This is a genomic window from Bacillus sp. N13C7 (genome assembly GCF_026790065.1).
Taxonomy (GTDB): domain Bacteria; phylum Bacillota; class Bacilli; order Bacillales; family Bacillaceae; genus Bacillus.
Map to the genome: position 1 here is coordinate 20,208 of NZ_JALAMO010000001.1, position 21,293 is coordinate 41,500.

Annotated in this window: 23 protein-coding genes and 5 pseudogenes; 13 read left to right on the plus strand and 15 right to left on the minus strand. The window is 40.7% G+C overall.

Going from position 1 to position 21,293, the window contains the following annotated elements; genetic code table 11:
• Positions 1 to 120: 120 nt before the first annotated feature.
• From MOB98_RS00110 to MOB98_RS00120, 3 genes are all read left to right on the plus strand, one after another.
• The gene (locus MOB98_RS00110) at positions 121 to 354 is read left to right on the plus strand and encodes a CotD family spore coat protein (protein WP_268363024.1); all 234 of its coding nucleotides are present in this window, start codon (positions 121 to 123) and stop codon (positions 352 to 354) included.
• A gap of 362 nt (positions 355 to 716) precedes the next feature.
• Positions 717 to 1,574 (plus strand): YitT family protein, encoded by an 858-nt coding sequence (locus MOB98_RS00115; protein WP_268362922.1) that lies wholly within the window; start codon positions 717 to 719, stop codon positions 1,572 to 1,574.
• 233 nt (positions 1,575 to 1,807) lie between these two features.
• Entirely contained in the window at positions 1,808 to 1,885 is a 78-nt protein-coding gene (locus MOB98_RS00120) for a YjcZ family sporulation protein (RefSeq protein ID WP_082687850.1), read from the plus strand.
• A gap of 272 nt (positions 1,886 to 2,157) precedes the next feature.
• Here the strand turns inward: MOB98_RS00120 and MOB98_RS00125 are convergent.
• The 7 genes and pseudogenes from MOB98_RS00125 to MOB98_RS00155 form a co-directional block, all read right to left on the minus strand.
• Positions 2,158 to 2,646: pseudogene (locus MOB98_RS00125) on the minus strand (flavin reductase family protein); the annotation flags it as partial.
• Between the two features lie 74 nt (positions 2,647 to 2,720).
• On the minus strand, positions 2,721 to 3,053 hold the full coding sequence (locus MOB98_RS00130; protein ID WP_268362924.1) for an MmcQ/YjbR family DNA-binding protein: 333 nt from the start codon (positions 3,051 to 3,053) through the stop codon (positions 2,721 to 2,723).
• 375 nt (positions 3,054 to 3,428) lie between these two features.
• Complete coding sequence (locus MOB98_RS00135; protein ID WP_268362925.1) at positions 3,429 to 5,210, minus strand: acid phosphatase; 1,782 nt, start codon at positions 5,208 to 5,210, stop codon at positions 3,429 to 3,431.
• A 261-nt stretch (positions 5,211 to 5,471) separates the two neighbouring features.
• A complete protein-coding gene (locus MOB98_RS00140) occupies positions 5,472 to 6,227 on the minus strand; it encodes a metal-binding protein ZinT (RefSeq protein WP_268367064.1) in 756 nt (251 codons plus the stop codon).
• 145 nt (positions 6,228 to 6,372) lie between these two features.
• Positions 6,373 to 6,650: pseudogene (locus MOB98_RS00145) on the minus strand (sigma factor-like helix-turn-helix DNA-binding protein); the annotation flags it as partial.
• 12 nt (positions 6,651 to 6,662) lie between these two features.
• Positions 6,663 to 7,979, minus strand: coding sequence for a citrate:proton symporter (locus MOB98_RS00150; protein WP_268358254.1), 1,317 nt, complete (start codon positions 7,977 to 7,979; stop codon positions 6,663 to 6,665).
• Positions 7,980 to 8,094: 115 nt separating this feature from the next.
• The gene (locus MOB98_RS00155) at positions 8,095 to 8,964 is read right to left on the minus strand and encodes a LysR family transcriptional regulator (protein WP_268358255.1); all 870 of its coding nucleotides are present in this window, start codon (positions 8,962 to 8,964) and stop codon (positions 8,095 to 8,097) included.
• A 142-nt stretch (positions 8,965 to 9,106) separates the two neighbouring features.
• Here MOB98_RS00155 and MOB98_RS00160 point away from each other — a divergent pair, with 142 nt between their 5' ends.
• Positions 9,107 to 10,210, plus strand: a complete 1,104-nt coding sequence (locus tag MOB98_RS00160; protein ID WP_268358256.1) for a 2-methylaconitate cis-trans isomerase PrpF family protein — start codon at positions 9,107 to 9,109, stop codon at positions 10,208 to 10,210.
• Positions 10,211 to 10,484: 274 nt separating this feature from the next.
• Here MOB98_RS00160 and csn read toward each other — a convergent pair.
• The 4 genes and pseudogenes from csn to MOB98_RS00180 form a co-directional block, all read right to left on the minus strand.
• Positions 10,485 to 11,296 (minus strand): annotated as a pseudogene (gene csn / locus MOB98_RS00165) (chitosanase).
• Positions 11,297 to 11,456: 160 nt separating this feature from the next.
• Entirely contained in the window at positions 11,457 to 11,813 is a 357-nt protein-coding gene (locus MOB98_RS00170; protein ID WP_268358257.1) for an SH3 domain-containing protein, read from the minus strand.
• Between the two features lie 51 nt (positions 11,814 to 11,864).
• The gene (locus MOB98_RS00175; protein ID WP_119899611.1) at positions 11,865 to 12,224 is read right to left on the minus strand and encodes an SH3 domain-containing protein; all 360 of its coding nucleotides are present in this window, start codon (positions 12,222 to 12,224) and stop codon (positions 11,865 to 11,867) included.
• Between the two features lie 382 nt (positions 12,225 to 12,606).
• Positions 12,607 to 12,993 (minus strand): VOC family protein, encoded by a 387-nt coding sequence (locus MOB98_RS00180; protein WP_014477468.1) that lies wholly within the window; start codon positions 12,991 to 12,993, stop codon positions 12,607 to 12,609.
• A 262-nt stretch (positions 12,994 to 13,255) separates the two neighbouring features.
• Between MOB98_RS00180 and MOB98_RS00185 the strand changes: the two genes are divergently transcribed.
• The 5 genes from MOB98_RS00185 to MOB98_RS00205 are packed head-to-tail and all read left to right on the plus strand — an operon-like array spanning position 13,256 to position 15,573.
• Positions 13,256 to 13,501: a spore gernimation protein GerQ gene (locus tag MOB98_RS00185; RefSeq protein ID WP_268358259.1), complete on the plus strand. Its 246-nt coding sequence runs from the start codon at positions 13,256 to 13,258 to the stop codon at positions 13,499 to 13,501.
• Between the two features lie 17 nt (positions 13,502 to 13,518).
• Entirely contained in the window at positions 13,519 to 13,887 is a 369-nt protein-coding gene (locus MOB98_RS00190) for a spore coat protein (protein ID WP_268358261.1), read from the plus strand.
• Between the two features lie 18 nt (positions 13,888 to 13,905).
• The gene (locus tag MOB98_RS00195) at positions 13,906 to 15,042 is read left to right on the plus strand and encodes a zinc-dependent alcohol dehydrogenase (RefSeq protein ID WP_268358263.1); all 1,137 of its coding nucleotides are present in this window, start codon (positions 13,906 to 13,908) and stop codon (positions 15,040 to 15,042) included.
• 18 nt (positions 15,043 to 15,060) lie between these two features.
• Positions 15,061 to 15,258, plus strand: coding sequence for a hypothetical protein (locus MOB98_RS00200; RefSeq protein WP_003237284.1), 198 nt, complete (start codon positions 15,061 to 15,063; stop codon positions 15,256 to 15,258).
• A gap of 15 nt (positions 15,259 to 15,273) precedes the next feature.
• Positions 15,274 to 15,573 (plus strand): spore coat protein, encoded by a 300-nt coding sequence (locus MOB98_RS00205; protein WP_268358266.1) that lies wholly within the window; start codon positions 15,274 to 15,276, stop codon positions 15,571 to 15,573.
• A gap of 149 nt (positions 15,574 to 15,722) precedes the next feature.
• Here the strand turns inward: MOB98_RS00205 and MOB98_RS00210 are convergent, their stop codons facing one another.
• The gene (locus MOB98_RS00210) at positions 15,723 to 16,004 is read right to left on the minus strand and encodes an HPr family phosphocarrier protein (RefSeq protein WP_268358268.1); all 282 of its coding nucleotides are present in this window, start codon (positions 16,002 to 16,004) and stop codon (positions 15,723 to 15,725) included.
• A gap of 33 nt (positions 16,005 to 16,037) precedes the next feature.
• A complete protein-coding gene (locus MOB98_RS00215) occupies positions 16,038 to 17,018 on the minus strand; it encodes an aldo/keto reductase (RefSeq protein ID WP_268358270.1) in 981 nt (326 codons plus the stop codon).
• A gap of 159 nt (positions 17,019 to 17,177) precedes the next feature.
• Here MOB98_RS00215 and MOB98_RS00220 point away from each other — a divergent pair, with 159 nt between their 5' ends.
• On the plus strand, positions 17,178 to 18,113 hold the full coding sequence (locus MOB98_RS00220) for an AraC family transcriptional regulator (protein WP_268358272.1): 936 nt from the start codon (positions 17,178 to 17,180) through the stop codon (positions 18,111 to 18,113).
• A 174-nt stretch (positions 18,114 to 18,287) separates the two neighbouring features.
• On the opposite strand, the pseudogene MOB98_RS00225 reads toward MOB98_RS00220, so the two are convergent.
• Positions 18,288 to 18,643: pseudogene (locus MOB98_RS00225) on the minus strand (MerR family transcriptional regulator); the annotation flags it as partial.
• A 109-nt stretch (positions 18,644 to 18,752) separates the two neighbouring features.
• Positions 18,753 to 19,157, minus strand: coding sequence for an aldehyde stress transcriptional regulator AdhR (gene adhR / locus MOB98_RS00230; RefSeq protein WP_268358274.1), 405 nt, complete (start codon positions 19,155 to 19,157; stop codon positions 18,753 to 18,755).
• Positions 19,158 to 19,322: 165 nt separating this feature from the next.
• On the opposite strand from adhR, the pseudogene MOB98_RS00235 reads away from it, so the two are divergent.
• The 3 genes and pseudogenes from MOB98_RS00235 to adhA form a co-directional block, all read left to right on the plus strand.
• A pseudogene (locus tag MOB98_RS00235) lies at positions 19,323 to 19,616 on the plus strand (carboxymuconolactone decarboxylase family protein); the annotation flags it as partial.
• A gap of 45 nt (positions 19,617 to 19,661) precedes the next feature.
• On the plus strand, positions 19,662 to 20,057 hold the full coding sequence (locus tag MOB98_RS00240) for a cupin domain-containing protein (protein WP_268358308.1): 396 nt from the start codon (positions 19,662 to 19,664) through the stop codon (positions 20,055 to 20,057).
• Between the two features lie 163 nt (positions 20,058 to 20,220).
• Complete coding sequence (adhA, locus tag MOB98_RS00245) at positions 20,221 to 21,270, plus strand: formaldehyde dehydrogenase AdhA (RefSeq protein ID WP_268358276.1); 1,050 nt, start codon at positions 20,221 to 20,223, stop codon at positions 21,268 to 21,270.
• Positions 21,271 to 21,293: the final 23 nt, after the last annotated feature.

The window sequence follows — 21,293 nt, forward strand, 5'->3', positions numbered from 1 at the left end:
TTGATGAGCTGCAACGGTGGATTTAGAAATGCTGACGAGTTCATTCTTGGATCTCGTCGTGGGAACAATTGCGGCAACAATGGAAACAACGGGTTCAATGGAGGCAACAATGTAGAAACAATTGTTTCTCCTACTCGAAATGTTGTGAATACAACAACCAATCAACGTACGGTTAGACGTGTTCATCCAACTCATATTGTGAATGTGAACAGAAATATTACGAGAGTAGAAAATTACTATCCAGTGACACAATCTGTAAAGAACGAAAACATCGTTGAGGAATATGATTGCGGAAGCGACTTGAGAAATCCATGTTGTAAACCAGTAAAAAGATGCAATTCCAATAACAATTGAGAAAACATAGTTATTCGGCATCCTTAGGGATGCTTTTTTATTGCTGAAAAAAACTATAGTTATATTTTATATATACTAGACAGAAGAAGCGAGTAACCTTGCCTTACAAAAGCGAAAAACTCTATAAGTGTTCGTTTGGTATGCATTGTCACTCTATTTACAAGATAGATTTTTATCATATTGACATCAATCAGGTAAATTTATATAATCATCGGGGATATTGAGTAAATGATTTATTTTTAACAGAATATATGATGTTGAGGAAAGTAGTCTTAGAAATTGATTATGTTTTTAACATAACAATATCTGAGACGTTTTTTATTATTTTTTATACAAATCTTACAGAAAAGGAGGTTCTAATAATGAAAAATATTCACAAAGATATTCTTTTAATGATCGTGGGAACATTTTTAATTGCTGCGTCTATTGAGTTCTTTGTTATTCCAAATAAATTAGGAGATGGCAGCACAGTTGGTATTGCTTTGGTTTTATATTATTTATTTCAGATTCCAACTAGTATAAGTACGTTTCTCATAAACCTTGTTTTTATCGCTGCAGCTTATAAATTCTTAACAAAGAAAACGATCCTTTATACCACATTCGGGGCCATTATGACGTCTGTTTTCCTTAAGATTGTCAGCTTTATTCCATTTGCCATCCATGACATCATTTTAGGTATTGTGTTTGGAGCTTTATTAATGGGTGCAGGGCTAGCCATGATTTTTATTGCAGATGGTTCTACTGGAGGAACCACTCTTATAGCTTATTTGTTAAATTATACGAAAGGGTATAGTATTTCAAAAAGTTTATTCTATATGGATAGCTTCATTATATTCGCCTCCATATTTGCTGTAGGTATTAATAACACATTGTACACGTTTATTTTTGTTTATTTGTGCGTTAAGATCGTCGATATCATGATTGAAGGTTTTCATAATAAGAAAGCCATGACCATTATGTCAGATCAATATGAAAAAATTGCCCAGTTCATTACTAGTGAGTTCGGCAGCGCCGCCACTATTTTTTATGGATATGGTTATTATGCTAATAAAGATAAACGCATTATCTATGTTGTTATTAAAAAGAATGAGTTGCTAAGAATGAAGAAGAATGTTCAAGACATTGATCCAAACTCTTTTATTGTTATTCATGAAGTGAAAGAAGTGGTAGGCGGGAAGTTTGGATTGATGAGCAATAAGTTAGCTAAAAAGGCAAATTAAATTTTATTCTATCGCCCGCTTGCATCAAAAAGATTAGCCAACGATTAGCCGAGAACAACAAATCATTTTGAAATAGATCAATTTTAAAATGGTCTGACCCAATAACTAATAAAGATCAATTAGCAGTCCAGCCTAGGCTAAAATATATTTTTATATCAATTAAACTAGCATCACTATCGAATAAGCTCGATCTGCATATCATGTACTATCCTCTTTTAAGGAAGGGTGATGTTATGAAGTCATTTCCATTAATTGTAGTACTATTCATACTATTAATCATCGTTGGGACATCTTTCTTCGGTGGCTATTAAGAACTCACCTTACCTCATATCCATCAGACGCCATTAGAAATCTTTATGGCGTCTGTTTTATTATGCGATTAACTCACCATACAAAGTTTCTGAACCTGTGAAATGTAAATTTCATGCATATATATCCTATCGAAACAATTGTGTCAAGTACTCTTCACTTATAAGAAAATGTCCTTTCCTTTAAGGACTATTGTTGATCGAAAGAGAAAGTTCCATGGTGAGATGAACTCAAGGTATGCCACGTAACAATAATGTGGAGGACCATGAATGTTTCAATCAGTTGTGGGATAAAATGCGTGTTGATGTTCCTCTGCTTCACTATTTAGTATTCGGTAGCTAGACTTTCCAATATGAAGCGGAACATCCAGTTTTTCTAAATCTGGCATTCCACTTTTTAAGAAAAGCTCTTTATCTTGATATCTCTGTAAAACTTCTCCCACAATCCACTCTTGATCGCCCAAAGTGGAAATACTGTGCACTTTACACTCATAAGCAAAATACGCATCAGTTAAAATCGGCACCTCGGTTTTTAGTCCTTCTACGTATTGAATATGAAATTCTTCAAACTTATCGATATCTCTACCACTAAAGGTGCCTAATGCTTGAATGAATTCCGAACATCTCCCCGGAAGAAAATTCACACCGAAAACACCACTTTTTTCAATCATTTTGTAAGTATATGTCTCTTTGTTTACTGATATCCCATACATTCCAGGAGAAGATCCAATATACGTATGCCACCCAGAAGCCATTGCGTTTCTTCCATATTATGTGACGCAAGGCTCTTTTAGCGCTTCAAGGCTTTAGTATGTGACCCTATCCCTCAGGTAATGGCTTACTTAGTTTTAGTTAACATGTAGCTTTGTTTGATCATATCGTATATGTCTTCCTCTGGAACAGTTCCGTCAAGAATGATAGAATTCCAATGGTCTTTGTTGAGATGAAATGCTGGAACTACCGAAGTGTATTTCTGTCTCCAAAAATCAAGAAAACCGGGTTCACACTTTACATTGATCCAAATATGGTCATCTTTTTCAAATATCCATGCAAACACTTTTCTGTTTTCTGCGTGTCGTATTAATGTCCAATTCTTATCACGAAACGGATAATCTTCATATGCATTTTTAAAACTCAAACAATAATCAATTGCCTCCTGTCTGCTTTTCATTGGTTGTCTCTCCTTCAACATATGACTGCCTAGTTTTTCTTTAACTGTTGATGTCCTCTCCTTAATTTAACCAAAAATGAATAAGTGAATAAAACAATCTGATTGGTCACAGGATCAGCACTATCTAACATCAAACCTCCATACTATTTCCCACGTATAAAAAATCCTTCCAACGTAATTAAACAAATAGAAGCTCCCGTTGGTCTACTGCTTATGTATGTTTACTGGCGGTGCGTTGCCTGTTTACCGGCATCATCAATCATAACGGGGACAAATAAACAAAAAAGCTGGTGCCAACTTGCACCAGCTTGAAAACATATTCTTTATGGAGTAAACTGCTCTTTTTCTAAGGTGGCAAATGCTTGGAATACAAACTTATTTTGCCTTGACTTTTAATTGGATATGGTTGGACTTATAGATGACTTCCACTTTGTACTTGCTTGACAATCCGATGGTCTCGATTGAAGAAAATGCCCCATGTCGCTTTTGATAGGTGATGATTGTGGATCCATCAGCCGGTACGTAATTGTCCGTAAAATGGAGGCGTAATGTCCCTTTCATTTTAGCCTTGCCCATAATCTGAAGCATATCCTTTTTCCCGCTTAGATTCAGCTCAAGTATACCCTTGGCAGATTGTTTGTAGTCTCCTCGGATAACCAATTTTCCTGAGACATCTTCCTTCAAGGTGCCTCCGTTGTTTGAAACGTCACCGCTCCCAAAGGCCGTCTTCGAGTCGCCCTCAAGCGTTCCCTGATCGATCCGCGTGCCGCCGGAGTATGTATTGTTCCCCTCCAGCTTTAACGCGCCTGTTCCTTTTTTGGTCAGCTTTCCAGTGCCGGAGATATCGTTTCGCCAGCGATCCAATGCATGGAAGCCGCCTTTTGAAGAATCCATATTCACGGTAACGTCTCTCGCAAAAGCGCCATATCCATCGGCGGCGGAAAAGAGATCAAGCCGTCCCCACCCTTCAGGATCATCAAGAACAGGATAGCCGGAAGGAAGACCGGTAGTGGCTAAAATCCAACGGCGCTGCGTGTGGTCAAGATAAGGAAAACGGGTTTCCAGCAGAACTTCAGCTCCCTTAGGAACTGCCATTGGTTTAACAGGTGAATGGATTTGACCAAATCCATATGTCAATCGTTGGGTGTATTGTTTTTTATTCTTACTATAATCGCTGAATCGGTCTTCCGCTGTACCAGTTTGCGTCAACAACTTCCTATGGGCCTCATCATAAGCAGCCTTTTTCAAACGTTTATTGGCTGGATCAGATAAAATAGCTGCCGCCAAGGCAGTCGCCATGACACGTCCTCCCATTACATCAAGCGGGGAATGCATACCGGCAACAATGCGGTTATTGCCGAGCTCCGAAGCCCGGGTAAGGAGCTCCTGATAACGCTCCGGTACGGCATAAGCCATAGCAAAAGCGCTGAGATATGCAGCATTCGTATGTCCGCTCGGAAAACCTCCGTCTTTGCTCGGATCAGGATTGATAGCGGGAACAAGAGTTGGAACAAGAATAGAATTGCTTTCCCAGCGAAACGGGCGGGGATATTGGAAGTATCCCTTAGCCGGGTTCGTTGAGGAATAAGTGCCGCGTAACGTATTGACCAAGCTCACCATATTGCCGAGACTGGAACTCGTGCTGCCAGAATTGGTTCCTTCGTCAGTATATTTTTTTGTCACCGCATCTGCCGGGATACTGTTAATCGTTGTCGTCGCGCCCGCCTCCATTCGATATACATCGGTAAGCGGACCAAGACCGTCAATCACACTGTAGCTCTGATTCCTGCGATCATCAAAATATGCGGCATTTTCCTCACTAACTGTGCGGCGTTCAGCGATGTCAACAACTTTTTGAATGTTGGCATCCAACACACTGCTGTTCCGTTTGGCACCACTATCCCAAGTGCTTCCCGGCGTCCAAAGCTTATTAAATTCAGATAGCACCCCGATCGCGGGATTAGAATTCACAGTAGTATGTACAGAGCTGTTATTTTTGTAATGATCTACGAAATATCCTGAAGGAGGGGGCGGGGGCGGAGTTACTGTTTTTGGATTCGTTGTTGTGCTCGCATAACAAACACTCATAGAACTTTGAAATAATGCCAGAGAACATAAAGCCACTGCTAAATGCTTCTTCATCCTTAGTATTTTCATTTTTTATCATATCTCCCTTACTTATCTCATAACACTTTTTATTTTGATCGTATCTAAACTTTGTTAATGAAATAATGTTGTTTTATTAATGTTTTGTTTATCTTTCAGGTGCCAATGAGATAGAAGTCTACGTCCGGCGGAGAGAAAAAAACTTAAAAAGACAAAAAGCTGCTGACGAAGAGTCAGCAGCTAACACAGGTGCCTATGGGCATGTTTCAGCATTATTTATAAAAGAACACCAAACTTCATACTAATCATCAATTAATGCGCCATCATCTCATGGGCAATATCGTGTCCGTCCATTTTTGACGGGTAGTAGGTAGGCCAATGTGTGACTTCATCAAGTAAAGCTTCGCGGTCGTCACCCCAATAGAGATGATAATGACTAGCTTTAGTCGGATAGATACTATGATCACTAAACTGGATATACTGAGGAAGCCCTTCAGCTTTTTTAGCTAGTTTGAATATGTATCTCACCCCTCTATTGCCTGCCTCATATGTTAAAATTTCGTACCCGTCATACGTATACTTACCAGAGTATTTTTTTCCGTTTTTGAAGAACGTTACAGTATCTTTCTGAATTACAATACGCTCAACATCTGTTTTATACCCTTTTTTATAATACTCTTTATATTCTTCAGCTGTCTTGTCGCCTTCGTGTTCTGATTTATATGAAAACACTTCGTCAAGAGTACCATCTTGCAGGTATGGATAGACAGATTGCCAATCTCCTTCCCAATCAGAAAGTGAGCGGTCCTTTACTTGATTGTTTTTAAAATAGCCTTCATAAATTTTTTCGGATTCTTCATCATGTGCATGACTATGATCGTGAGAATGTTCGTGTGTATGACTTTCAGATGTTTGCTTTTGCGTTTTAGAAGAATCTTCTTCAACTGCTGAGGATGATGTTGTTTTTTGAGACTCACCTTTTGATGAACCGGAAGTCTGACATCCTGCCAATACGAGTAATGAACCTATAGCGAATATACCTAACCTCTTTGCAAATAAAATCTTCATTCCAACACTCCTTTTCCATTAAATCGAAAACATTACGATTTATATTATACATATATCCCTTGCAAACATCAAAGGGAAAATGCTCCTCATATGACTGAATCGTATCTGGCAGCTGATGGCCAATTTCATTAAAAAACTGACTTTGTCAGTCAGTTTCCTTTACAATACGAAAGTCTACGATATTTCCATATCGATCCGCTTCAATATGACAGCAACCTTCAAGCAGCTGTTTTAATTTTCCCCGTCCGCGTTGCACCCTTGATTTTCGCCCGAGTAAGAAATGCCGAGCTTTTCACTTAACTCTTTTTGTGATAACCCTTGAAATTCAGTCAGTTCGAGCGCCTCTCGATACTTTTCCGGCAACTTTTTGATAAGTCGAGGGAATAAAACTGCTGCTTCCTCTGCATTGTCATCAAAATGCAGAGGAGTGTCTCTTTACAAAATAGTGATAGCCCCTGTAATTATTGCTAACAACGTAATAACTAAAGATGTAATTACAGCCCACTTAACGGCAAACCTTTGAAAGGATCCTAAGTCAATTTTAAGCATACTTACTAACAGTAGTGTTGATGCAACTAATGGACTCATCAGATGAACTGGCTGCCCCATTATAGAAGCCCTTGCAATTTCTACTGGTTCTATACCATATGCTGAGGCAGCTTCTGCAAAGATAGGGACCATTCCAAAGTAATATGCATCATTTGATAAAACAAAAGTAAACGGAATACTAGTGAGTGCTACAATACCTGGGAATAACTGCCCCATTGATGAGGGGATGATGGATACTAATGACCCTGCTATGGCATCCACCATCTTTGTCCCGGATAATATACCAGCAAATACTCCAGCTGAGAATACCAATAATACTACAGTAATCGCATTACCAGAATGCTCGGCGATTCGCTCCTTCTGCATCTTTACATTCGGATAATTTATAGTAAGGGCAAGAACAAAACCAATTAAAAATAAAACGGATGGATGCTTAGTTCCAAGCACAATCAACACCATGACACTAATAACAAGGAATAAATTAAGATATATTAATCGTGGTCTTTTCAATTGCTCGCTATCCAACGTAGCTGCCATATAAGATTGAGAGCTGTCCTTTGTTATATGTCTAGGCTCTAATTTAACGATGCCTATTCGATTCCTTTCTTTCCTGCCCATTAGAAAGGCCAGAAATATGACACATGCAATTCCTCCAATCATGGTCGGAAGTAATGGCACGAAGAAATCTGAGGGATCTAAACCTAGCACTGAAATAGCTCTTGTAGCTGGTCCACCCCATGGAGTCATTCCGCTAATGATACTCAACGACAGCATTGCTAATGTCGCCATAACCATGGGATTCATACCAATTCTTCTATACAAAGGTAACATTGCTGAGACAGTTATCATATAGGTAGTTGTACCGTCTCCATCTAAAGCGATGAGCATTGCCAATACGGCAGACCCTATCGCTATTTTCACAGGGTCTCCCTTTACTATAGATAAGATTTTTTTTATTAGTGGATCAAATAAACCTGCATCGATTAAAATTCCGAAAAAAAGTATTGCAAACAACAGCAATGCCGCTGAACTTGCAACTGTTTGTATTCCTTCTAAAATCATGTCACCAATATCCTTACCAAAACCTCCAATAAGAGCAAAAACAATAGGAGTGATGGTTAAGGCAACAATAGGCGAGACTTTCTTTGTCATTATTAATATTGTAAAAACAGTTACCATCAAAAAACCTAAAATAGTAAGCATATTACACCTCCACGTATGCGCTTTCAAATGATATTTTGATTAACATATCCTATACGGTGTAATAAGTTAAATAAATATTTTTTTACTATGTTGCAAAAAAAATTCTATAATCATATTAAATGGTTACCATTTGTTCACCCTTTAAGAAATCAATGAATGCTTTAACGATTTTGATTCCTAATGATTTTTGATCGTACATTAGCCAAGTATCTCTCATTAATGGCTTACCATTAGCATTATATAGTTCCATTGTGTACAAATGATCAGATGTCCGCAGGCAAATTTCTGGTGCTATGGAGTAACCAAGACCATGCTTTACCATCTCTTTGCAAGTCTCTTGTCGATCCACTTCCATTGCAATGATGGGTGCTTGTTTTAGATTAGTATGCATCCATTCATCTATTATCATTTTTAAAGAAGCATCCGTTTTATATTTGATAAAAGGGAAAAAAGGAAGTTGATCTATCGTTATTGTTTTTTTTGAGATGATATGTAATTTTTCCCGTGTAAGCCGTTCCTTCTCCCCTTTCCAGCGATGGCTTCCCCTCAGTATACCGACTTGTACAATACCAGCATCTAATAATTTCATGACATCTGAACTCCAGCCTGTTTGTACACTATATTGGACATTAGGATACATAATGGAAAATTCCCTTAATAACTTAGGGAGCTTATATTGAGCGAAATTGCTTGAAACCCCCAGTCTTAGATGTCCTTGCACCTCTTTGCTTAGATTAGAGATATTATCTTTGGTATCTTGGAGTTCCTGTAACATTCTTCTTGCATAAGAAACTAAGTGTTCTCCTTCCGCAGTAAAGGTAATTCCTTTATGCCTTTTGGTGAATAATTCAATTCCGAAATTCTCCTCAATCTTATTCAATCGATAAGTGATGGAAGGCTGTGACGTAAATAATCGCTCTGCTGTTTTTGTTACACTTTGTTCTTCGTAAAGAATTTTCAATAAAATCCAATCTTTTTCATCCATTTTCATCTTCCTTTCTAGTCATTCTTTCACAATTATAAAAGTTCTTTTATTGAATATTAAGAAAATTTATATTTTATTTTCATCTTTTTACCTTCTACACTAAAAAACATAAAATACTACCTTTAGGATGAGGATGATGAAGATGGTTAAGACGAACGTAACAATCATGAGAGGCGGAACAAGCAAAGGCGTTTTTTTCCATGAATCAGCTATGCCTAACAATAAAAACGAATGGGAGCCCTTTTTGCTTGATGTCATGGGAAGTCCTGATAAAAGACAAATAGATGGTTTGGGTGGCGGTCATTCCCTTACTAGTAAAGTGGCAATAATAAAGAAAGCATATACATCGGATATTGATGTTCACTACACGTTTGGTCAAGTCAGTATTTCGGAAAAAAAAGTGGACTTTAAGGGGAACTGCGGAAATATCTCTGCTGCTGTTGGCCCATTTGCTATCGAAGAAGGACTTGTAAAAGCGACAGAACCAATGACTACGGTAAGGATACTGAATACCAATACGAATAAAATGATCATTGCGGAAGTGGAAGTGGAAGACGGTCAGGTCAAATATGATGGAGATGTTACTATATCTGGAGTACCTGGATCTGGATCTCCAATCTATTTAAACTTTCATGATGCTGCTGGTTCAGTGACCGGTCATTTATTGCCTACTGGAAATAGTTCGGAGTTTTTAGATACAAGTCAAGGTCAAATAGAGGTGTCTATTATCGACTATGCAAATCCATTAGTTTTTGTGGAAGCGAGCAGTATCGGCCTGACTGGAACAGAACTTGCAGAAGAATTTACTGAGCTACAGTTGGCTCAATTTGAAGAATTAAGATCCATTGCTGCAGAGAAATGCGGCTTTGCCAATCGATTTTCTGCTACAAAATTATCACCAGCTGTCCCCAAACTAGCTATAGTATCAAAACCAGAGAAATATAAGGATAGTACAGGTGCTTGGCATTCAAACGTTGAGATGGACTTACACATTAGGATGATGTCCATGCAAAAGCCTCATCAAGCACTAGCTGTCACTGGGGCGATATGTACAACGACAGCACTTTCAGTGGAAGGTACAATCCCTGCAAGAATAGCAAAAATCCATTCTACAAAGGTTCGACTGGCTCATTCTTCTGGTATCATAGAAACAATGTTGGAGCCCTCTGGTATAAAAATCGTCCGTACTGCACGTCGTATTATGGACGGAGCAGTTTATACACATGGTGACTATCAAATGATGTAAAGGAGGGCTCTGTAATAAGCTCCCCTTTACATATTGCAGCTTCTTTCCTAAACTGTCTGCTTAAAAAATTTTAAGGATTTGGACCCAGCAGTCTACCCAAAAACCGAACCGGACACTAAACCTGATTCATCTTGATAATTACCCCAGAGAGGATAACAAAACCTAATCGTTATAGAGAAAATTGAATACTTTTTTACTGCAAACAAAAAGATACCAACATCTTTGGTATCTTTTAGATTTAGTTCATCTGTAGCGGTTTCTTTTCACTCTCTGCTTAATTGATTACAAAATTACCGTATTCCTTTGAACGACGTGAATCGGTCCGTTTAGATTGTAGCTGTTCTCCTTAGCGATAGAGCGAAGCACGTCCACACGGGCAACCGACTCTCTCCACTCATCACGGGTGTCAGGGTCTGCTGGATTCATCAGGTCGTCATAGCGCACATCCAGGAATTTATGTAACCATTTCTTCTCATCAATTCCGTCTTTAGGTGAGCCCCCCGCTTTTTTGTTCGTGCGTTTGATCAAGGCATAAAAAGAGTCTGGGTCATCACCATCGCCATGCTGGATGACTGTATCGTACATCACAGCTCTTGCCAATGCCGTTTACAGCCCGGCATTGTCTTATCGTTTCATGGCAGGCTGATAATACAAGCGGTCATTAACCTTGTCTTGGGCAGCACGGAAATCTTTATCATTTCCAAGCGAACGCCAAGCAGAAGCAAAGCCCTTGAGATTGCTGATGTCATCACTTTCTTCCTTGGCCAGACGGCGCAATTCAGGCAGGTACTTTTTCAGTTTGTTATTCGGTACCGCCTTTGTGTATACTTCCACTACTTCCAATGCATCCCCGGCAGCCGTTGTAAAGCCTGCCCGTCCGCATGTATAGCCTCTTCCATCATCCAATGGCTCCACATATCCGTATTGGATCTCCGTTGTGCCGTTTTTAAAAATACTGGTCAGCTGTTCCGCCCGGCGCTTTTGATCCTTATTCAGTCCCGCCGCAAAAACTGTTTCACTCATCATCAGGCTAACAAGCATGGTGAAAACAAGTGATAAAATCGCTGCTTTCTTCCAGAAATCCATTTTTTTCTTCTCTCCTTGATCTACTTATTTAACTTTCAGGCGTTCTGGAGAATCCAAGTATATCGACATAAAAAACCATACCGCTCATACTTGGTATGGTTTCTTCAGGCAGGCCGTCTAAGAGAGGGCTGGTTATATCAATTTGACTTTTGATCCGAAGCTAATTGCATTTGTAACCGACCGGGCCGTCTGAGCCTGTGTAGACATATGTGTCAGAAACATATCCAATATTCACGACACCCCGGGAATCTTTCCACTGGATCTGATCCCAAATATTACTCGTTCCATACTTCCCGGTAACAGTCGTTCCATAAGCGTAACAGTAGTAAGGTACACGCGAGCCGCTAGGGATGGAAAGCATAATAGGATAGTTTGTACCTGGACCGCTGCGCATATTAACAGGCGCACCGCTGCTTGTTGAGATAGTAAAGTACTGAACGGCAAGCGCTTGACTGGAAAAAATGAATAATGATGCAATCATAACGGTTAACATACTGAGCTTTTTCAGTTTAGTCAATGTCATCCCTCTTTCTTCAATTTCTTCATTTTAGGAATCAATAGAACAATGCTACCAGCTGCATTTAGGAACAACCGGACCGTCTGAGCCTGTATACATATATGTATCAGAGACAAATCCAGGAACGATCTCCCCGCTGGCAAGCGTCCGCTCTGTGTAATTCCAAATATTACTCGTTCCATACTTTCCAGTTACAGTTGTACCGGTTTTGTAGCAATAGATCGGGATGCGGGTTCCGCTCGGAATGGTCGTTACAATTCCCCAACTTGTACCTGGGCCGCTGCGCATATTGACAGGCGCACCGCTGCTTGTTGAAACCGTATAATACTGAGCTGCAAGTGCATGGCTAGAAAAAATGAACAAAGATGCAATCATCACCGTTAGCATACTTAGCCTCTTTAGCTTATTCACCTTATACCCTCCCCTTATAAATGCCGTACGTTTGACTTTCTTACATCCAGTTAAGGATTTACTTTCCGATACCATGCCCCCTCCCCTCCCATATATTTATCAATGTACCATAAACCAGATCTTTCAAAAGTGGAATTGTTCCTATGTTTTCGACAATTAAGGATACAAAATAAATGGTAGTCAGGCTTATATTGATGGTATGTTACATTTGGCTCTTAATCATTTGTTTAGTCATCAAAAACGGACACCATACAAATCAGCGTAAATGCTGCAAGTTCAGTGTCCGAAACCTATTATGACTTTGCTTTCTTTTATCAGGGCGTATAAAAAAATGATAAGGTACGTTATCAAACGTTATTCTATGATTTTGCGAGTCGAAAAATCATAACATTTTATATATTTCAATCAGGTTATGATCTGGATCTCTGAAGTGAGCAACTCGGGCACTCCATTCCTTGCGATCATGCGGTTTATTCACACATTTAACTCCTTTTTTGTGTAAATCGTCATACGTTTTATCAACATCTTCTACCTTAAACTGAAGCAAAAATTTTGATTGAGCTTCTCCTTCCAACGATTTTTTTCCCTCTCCAACGATTTCTGCCATCGTTTCTCGAGATAAAAGCTCTATTTTCGTTTCCCCATTATCAAAGAGTGCATATTCCATTTCATTCTCTAACCAACTTATTGGAAGTCCTAATGAATCTTTGTAAAACTCGACGCTTTTCTTAAAATCATTCACCAACAGTCTAATTTGTAACAGCTTCATATCGAGTGCCTCCTATAAAACCATACTTTTACTGGTCATCCAATTTAATGATACCAAAGAAACCTGACAGCACTATGTCAAGTTTCCATAAATAAATTTCCATACTTCACCCTTATTTCAGATTTAAGTGCAGTTTAGTCCAAGTCATAAGAACGAGCATAAACAGCGATTCTTAAAACAAAAAATGATACCGAGTGTATTTTCTGTATGCTTCAACTTCATTTCGGGAAATGTAACGTTGATAAAAGGAGGTTACATCAATATGGATCATCAAACATTAGCGGCTCACGAGGCTGTTGACTTACATGAAATCGTGAACTTTAAAACACTTTGTATAGCGAAATCAAAGTTAATGCAAGGACTTGTGTTTGACCAAGACCTTAAGGACTTAATGCAAAAAGATGTGCAGCAGTCCATTCAAGACCTTACTGAATTACAAGCGGTTTATGAGCGTGCGCCGTTTCAGGCCCCTGTCCCTCAAAGCCGCCCAACGCCAATCATCAATTGAAAGGAAGGTAAGCCCCTTTGAATAATGATCATTTAGACCCCATTAATTCGCTGAATGTGCCTGAACTAGCAGACACTACATTCGCGATGGATTTTCTTATACGAGCTAAGGAAGGCGTAAGGAATACTGCTGTAGCTTTGACAGAAACCGCTTCACCAGATGTAAGAGCACTGCTGCGGAAACAGCTGATGCAAGGAATTGCGTTGCACCAAGAGATTACGGAACTGATGATCAGCAAAAAGTGGTTCCATCCCTATGAACTTAGCGAACAGTATAAGCTGGATCAGCTTTCTGCAAAAAACACGGTCATGGTCGGCAACATGAACCTCTTTCCTGATGAAACCAATCGAAAAGGGATGTTTGACCGGACACCTGATGAACACTAACACTGGAGGTTTTACAGCATGAAGGCAGTAACGTATCAAGGCATTAAAAATGTTGTTGTCAAAGATGTGCCAGATCCAAAGATTGAAAAGTCCGATGACATGATTATAAAAGTCACCAGTACAGCCATTTGCGGATCAGATTTACATCTAATCCATGGATTGATTCCTAATCTTCATGAAGACTATGTCATCGGCCATGAACCGATGGGAATCGTTGAAGAAGTTGGGCCGGGAGTTACAAAAGTAAAAAAAGGTGACCGCGTCATTATTCCTTTTACGATTGCCTGCGGTGAATGCTTTTTTTGTAAAAACCAACTGGAAAGCCAATGTGATCAATCTAATGATAATGGAGAAATGGGCGCCTATTTCGGCTATTCAGGGCATACCGGCGGTTATCCAGGCGGACAAGCAGAATATTTGAGAGTGCCATTTGCAAATTTTACCCATTTTAAAATTCCTGAAACCTGTGAGGAACCCGATGAGAAATTAAGCGTGATTGCCGATGCCATGACCACCGGCTTTTGGAGTGTTGACAATGCCGGGGTAAAAGACGGAGATACAGTTATTGTTCTCGGCTGCGGACCAGTCGGCCTGTTTGCTCAAAAGTTTTGTTGGCTAAAAGGCGCAAAACGCGTCATAGCAGTTGACTATGTAAACTATCGCTTACTGCATGCCAAACGAACAAACAAAGTAGAAATCGTTAATTTTGAAGACCATGAGAATACAGGAAGTTACTTGAAGGAAATCACCAAAGGCGGAGCGGATGTAGTCATTGACGCTGTTGGAATGGATGGGAAGATGAGCGACCTCGAGTTCCTTGCCAGCGGATTAAAGCTTCATGGCGGATCGATGAGTGCATTGGTCATTGCCTCCCAGGCTGTTCGCAAGGGAGGAACCATACAAATTACAGGTGTGTATGGCGGCCGATATAACGGTTTCCCATTAGGTGATATCATGCAGCGAAACATCAACATACGCTCTGGACAAGCTCCGGTGATCCACTATATGCCATACATGTTTGAGTTAGTGTCAACCGGTAAAATTGATCCGGGAGATGTGGTAAGCCATGTCCTGCCGCTCAGCGAGGCCAAGCATGGCTATGATATTTTTGATGCCAAAATGGATGATTGTATCAAAGTTGTGTTAAAACCTTAAAAAAACGGAGGTGCTGAAATGGAATATGCCTTACATGAAGTGCTTGAGGTCCAAGAAATGACTGCATTTAAGACACTTTGTTTAACGAAATCCAAAACAATGAAAGCGCTGGTATCTGACCCGAAGCTTAAAGCAATCATGCAGCAAGACGTTGACATCACCACACGACAGCTGCAGGAATTTGCCTCTATTTTATCGAATGCAAAGCATGAATGAGGAGTTGATTGAATAATGAATCCTATCGTTGAATATCTGACCGGCATGAATGTTCTGACAGACCAAATCATCGCTATGGACTTATTGATTGCAGCAAAAAACGGAGTCAGAAATTATGCCATGGCCGCAACGGAAGCGGGAACGCCTGAAGTGAAAGAGATCCTTATCCGTCATTTAGAGGAAGCCCTTGATATGCATGAACAAATCTCAAGCTACATGATGGAAAAAGGCTGGTACCATCCTTGGAATACAGACGAACAAGTCAAGCTGAATTTACAAAATATTGATACGGCGATCCAATTGCCAACCCTTTAATAGACAATGATTGATTTGCTGAGGAACAGCTTTGATTGACCATAACTGTTCCTCAGCTTCTGTATGTTAAAAGAAAAAGCTGAATAGAAATGAGAGCGGCAATGAGGAAGCGTACTTTGGGTTTCTTCCGCTTCTCCTTCTCTCCCGATTTATGAGGTCTTTATGAACCCGCTTTTTCCCAACTGGTCTTCAATCGCTTGCAAAGCCTGTTCCTCGTCAATCCCTTCAGCTCTGATTTGTATGGGAGTACCAGGTGTAATGCTTAATGACATCACATCAATAAGAGACTTGGGCGGATTTTTCAGATTAACACATTTCTCCTGATGGACAAGAAATACGTGAGAATGAAACTTGCAGGCTGCGCGAACCAGCAAGGCTGCTGCTCGGGCAAAACCTGTACTTGCAATCATTGTGTACTGTTTTTCAGCCATGCTTCCTGCTCCTTATCCCCATAGTAACGGCATTTATTGGTGGCCGACTATCGGATGGGGTACATATGGTTCTTCCAGAAGCGCGATTTCTTCAGATGTTAACTTAACAGATAGGGCTCTGACAGCATCTTCGAGATGGGACATTTTCGTAGCACCAATAATAGGCGCTGTAACTGGTTCCTTCTGCAGCAGCCAAGCAAGCGCAATATGGGTTCGGGGCACCCCGTGTTTTTCTGCAAGGGCAAAAAGCCGTTCCACGACCAGCCTGTCAGCCTCAGCAGTCGCATCGTATTTTGATTTCTGGATTTGATCGGTTTCCGAGCGGTGTGTGGTTTCGGACCAATCACGCGTCAGCCTCCCAGATGCGAGCGGGCTGTAAGGAGTCACTCCAATTTTTTCTTCTTTGCAAAGCGGCAGCATTTCCCTCTCTTCTTCACGGTATATCAAGTTTAAGTGATTCTGCATCGACACAAATTTGGCCCAGCCATGGGTCTCTGCAACATGCAATGCTTTCTGGAATTGCCACGCATACATCGCAGAAGCGCCAATATACCTTGCCTTCCCGGCCTTCACTACATCATGCAATGCCTCCATCGTCTCTTCAATAGGTGTATCGTAATCCCAGCGATGAATGATGTACAGGTCTACATAATCGGTTCTCAATCTCTTAAGGCTTTTATCTATCTCACTCATGATCGCCTTTCGTGAGAGGCCGGCTCCATTTGGGCCTTCCTGCATTCGCTGATGGACCTTCGTCGCAAGGACAATTTCATCTCGATTGGCATAATCCTTCAATGCTCTGCCAAGTATTTCTTCACTTGTTCCCATTGAATACACATTCGCCGTATCAAAAAAATTGATGCCTAGTTCAAGCGCTTTTTTGATAATGGGGCGGCTCTTTTCTTCATCAAGTACCCATTGATGAACCCACTTTTCTGCTGCACCAAAGCCCATACACCCCAGACAAAGCCTAGAGACATCTAAACCGGAATGTCCAAGTTTTACATAATCCATTTCTTCCAGTCCCCTCCTATCTGCTTCTCATTATGCAATGAATGCAAAAGCAGGCGTTATCCCATTTGTATCAAATGATTGCCTAATCCTCTCACAGTCAATGACACCACTTGCAAACAAGCATTATAATGAAAAATATCAAGTGAAGGAGAATGACATATGTCTGAGCGAATCGTTCAACAACAGGAAGAGCTTGCCAAACTCATCGAACGTTATTCTGGCCTGAACGGTGTTCACAAAACTGCTGTTCCTTCTTTATTTTTCATCAGTGAATCTCATGTTTCCGAGCCGGTTTATAGCGTTTATAAGCCATCATTTTGTGTGATCGTTCAAGGTGAAAAAGAAGTATTGCTTGCCAAGGAGCGCATGAGGTACAGTCCTGCTGATTACCTTGTCGCATCTGTTAACTTGCCGGTTGCCGGACAAGTAATCAAAGCCTCATCTGATGAACCTTATTTGGCTCTTAAACTTGAATTTACGCCAAGCCAAGTCTTAGAGGTTTTAAGTGATGATGATTTTCAAACAGCCCCGCAAAAAGACACGAAGAGGGCTATGTTTGTCAGTAAAATAGAGCCAGCTTTGCTGGATGCAGTCGTCAGGTTGGCCTCTTTGCTAGACTCCCCGAAAGACATCCCGGTACTTGCCCCTATATTTATAAAGGAAATTCTCTATAGGGTTCTGCAAGGGCCGCATGGACACACCCTGGAGCAAATTGCGATTGAGGGGAGCTATACCTATCGAATCAAAGATGTCATCGAATACATCATGAGGGAATTTGACCGCCCCCTCCGAACTGAGGAGCTTGCAGATATAGCGAATATGAGTGTTTCCTCCCTGCACAGGCACTTTAAAGCTGTGACGGCTATGAGCCCGATTCAGTTCCAAAAACAGCTGAGGCTGCAGGAAGCCAGACGCCTGTTATTAACGGAGTCAACAGATGCCGCAGATGCTGCTTTCCAGGTCGGCTATGAAAGCCCTTCACAATTCAGCCGTGAATACTCCCGCCTGTTTGGTTTTCCGCCTAAAGAAGATATTAAGCGGCTGAGAGGAAAATCTGGCGAAATAATCAACGCTTCTCCATCTCCAAGGGAATAGGGTTTATCTTTTTACAAACTATGCTGCCATTGCAAAAGTGAATTTAGATTATAAATGTAACTTAAACAATAAAGGCTGAAGGGGAATTTTCATTTTTAAAAATCCCTTCAGCCTTAAGACAATATTTTGATGACTTTTGCTCTTCATTTGGATATAGGACAAACCCTGATCCCCCTTTATCTGGTCCTTATAGAATTCTATTTTACGGTTTAAAACATCCAGGTTTCGCTGTAAAGCTTGGATTTCTAATTCTGCCATGTGCTTGCGCTTTTCAAGTTAAATGCATCCTATCATGTATGGTTTCATCACCCATTGCACCGCCATGTTGTATATTGTTTTAGCTCTGCCATCGACATTCCTGAATCTTTCAAATGGAGCAAAAAATGCATCCAGCCGATATCACGATCCGTAAATTCCCGGATATTATTCTCATTGCGATGAGGAGTCAGAAGCCCTTCCTTTTCATAATACCTTAGGGTACTTGTTGTCACACCGATGATATTTGCAAATTCTCCAATCGAATAAGAAATCGTATCCACCTCTTTTTATGCATGATTTTTTGATGGGGGAAACTGTTTGAAACTAAATCTATTATTTTAACTTGCCCTCTTCAGACGTAAAGAATGCTTTCTTGCACCTTTATCTGTGAAGACTTTCCGTTTTAGGCCTGCTTTTGAGCTGTTCCTCATTTTCACGCAATTTCCCATCATAATCCTCAATTTTTTTATCCAATCTTTTAATTGTTTCATCAATTTCTTTCCGCTTCTCTATCAGTCGCTGTCTTTCATCAGCCAGGATATTTTTGCGGGCTTCTACCGTACGGTCTCCTTCAGTAAATAACGTTGTATATTCAATTAACGCTTCTATCGATAGGCCTGCATTTCGCATGCATTTAATGAATTCAATCCATTTAATATCTTCTTCATCATAATCGCGAATGCCGCTTTCTTTTCGTTTTACCGGCGGAATCAAACCGATACGTTCATAATATCTGAGTGTTGCCGCTGTCAGTCCAAACTGCTTTGCCACCTGCGCAATATTCATACTCTTCCCCTCTCTGTCCTGCATGTTTTGAAGGTAACACTTAAAGTTAACTTTAAGTCAAGCGGAATGCAGAGTCTTTTTCGCAAATCCAGTGCTTGCCTTAAAGCACACTTTAAGCTCTATACTTCTCCATGCACTAAACAGTTTAGATGGAGGGATTACTAAATGGCAAAAAAACAAACTGCAGGACGAGATCTATTAGGAGAATTCGCACCTAAGTTTGCAGAGCTAAACGATGATGTTCTGTTCGGTGAGATTTGGGCAAGGGAGGAAGAACTGTCTCCACGCGATCGCAGCATGATTACAGTTTCCGCGTTACTTGCTGGAGGAAACTTCGAACAATTAACTACTCACCTTCAAAAAGCGAAGGAAAACGGATTAATAAAAGAGGAAATTGCAGAAATCATCACCCATCTCTCGTTTTACGCCGGCTGGCCCAAAGCTTGGTCAGCATTTCATATCGCAAAAGACATCCTTAAAGATGAAAAGAGAGCAGGTCAATATATGACATCTGATCAATTAAGTAACAGCACAATCTTTCCGTTAGGTGAAAAAGTTGAAGCGAACTTTACCGGGGATGCTTATTTACAAATGTTATTTACAGATGAGACGCCGCTTAATGCTTCCATCGGGAATGTCACTTTTGCTCCGGGAGCGCGCAATTACTGGCATTCTCATAAAATCGGGCAAGTTTTGTTAGTAACTGGCGGTGAAGGCTGGTATCAAGAAGAAGGAAAACCAGCCCAATTACTCACAACCGGAGATGTCATAAATATTCCGCCCCATGTAAAACATTGGCACGGCGCGACAAAAGACAGCTGGTTTGTGCACTTAGCCATTACGCCGGGGGAAACGGATTGGTTAGAGCCTGTTCATGATGAGCTGTATCATACTTTATAAAAATGTGTTGTATTGCAGTCAAGCCGAACATCTATCAGATGTAAAATAAAAAAACCTTGCCTTAAAGCGGACTTTAACGTTTATGGTTATGTTGAAGACACCATAAAACATAAATAAGTGCATGTTTTTCACAGCACTTATGATGAAGAAAGGATAGGTTCATATGTGTAATCAACATCAAACCCGTGTATTAAGCGTATCACATGCAAAAGCCAAATTTGAGCAAACAACGATTGAGCGAAGAGAATTACGGCCGCATGACGTCTTAATCGATATTCAATTCAGCGGTATTTGCCATTCCGATATCCATAGTGCATTTGATGAATGGGGCGGCGGCATCTTTCCAATGGTGCCCGGACATGAAATTGCCGGAGTTGTAACAGCTGTTGGAACAGAAGTAACGAAGTTTGCTGTCGGAGACCGTGTTGGCGTCGGATGTTTTGTTGACTCCTGCGGAGAATGCGAATATTGTCTCAGCGGCGAGGAACAGTTCTGCACAAAGGGTGTTGTTCAAACGTATAACTCACTGGACTACGATGGAAATCCGACATATGGCGGGTACAGCCAAAAAATCGTTGTCACCGATAGATTTGTTGTCCGAATTCCAGACCGTTTGGAAATGGATGTTGCCAGTCCGCTATTGTGTGCAGGTATTACAACGTATTCTCCGCTGAAACACTGGAATGTGGGGCCTGGCAAAAAGGTTGCCATTGTAGGAGTGGGAGGACTTGGACATTTGGCGATTCAATTTGCACATGCGATGGGTGCAGAGGTAACCGTCCTGAGCCGCTCCATGAATAAGAAAGAGGAGGCTCTGGAAATTGGGGCAGATCATTACTTTGCCACAAGTGACCCAGCAACATTCACTGCATTGGCCGGACGTTTTGATGTGATCTTAAATACGGTATCGGCGAATCTCGATGTTGATGCCTATTTATCAATGCTTCGTATAGACGGAACACTTGTAAATGTGGGAGCACCCGCCAAGCCGGACACATACAGTGTGTTTTCCTTAATCATGGGCCGCCGCAGCCTTGCAGGTTCTCTTGTCGGCGGAATTCTAGAAACTCAAGAGATGCTGGATTTCGCCGCTGAGCATGGCATTGCACCTAAAATTGAAGTGATCCGCGCCGATCAAGTAGACGAGGCATACCAACGTATCCTCCGAAGTGACGTTCGTTATCGATTTGTCATTGATATTTCCACATTGTAAGTCTTCCTTCCGCTATTGTTACG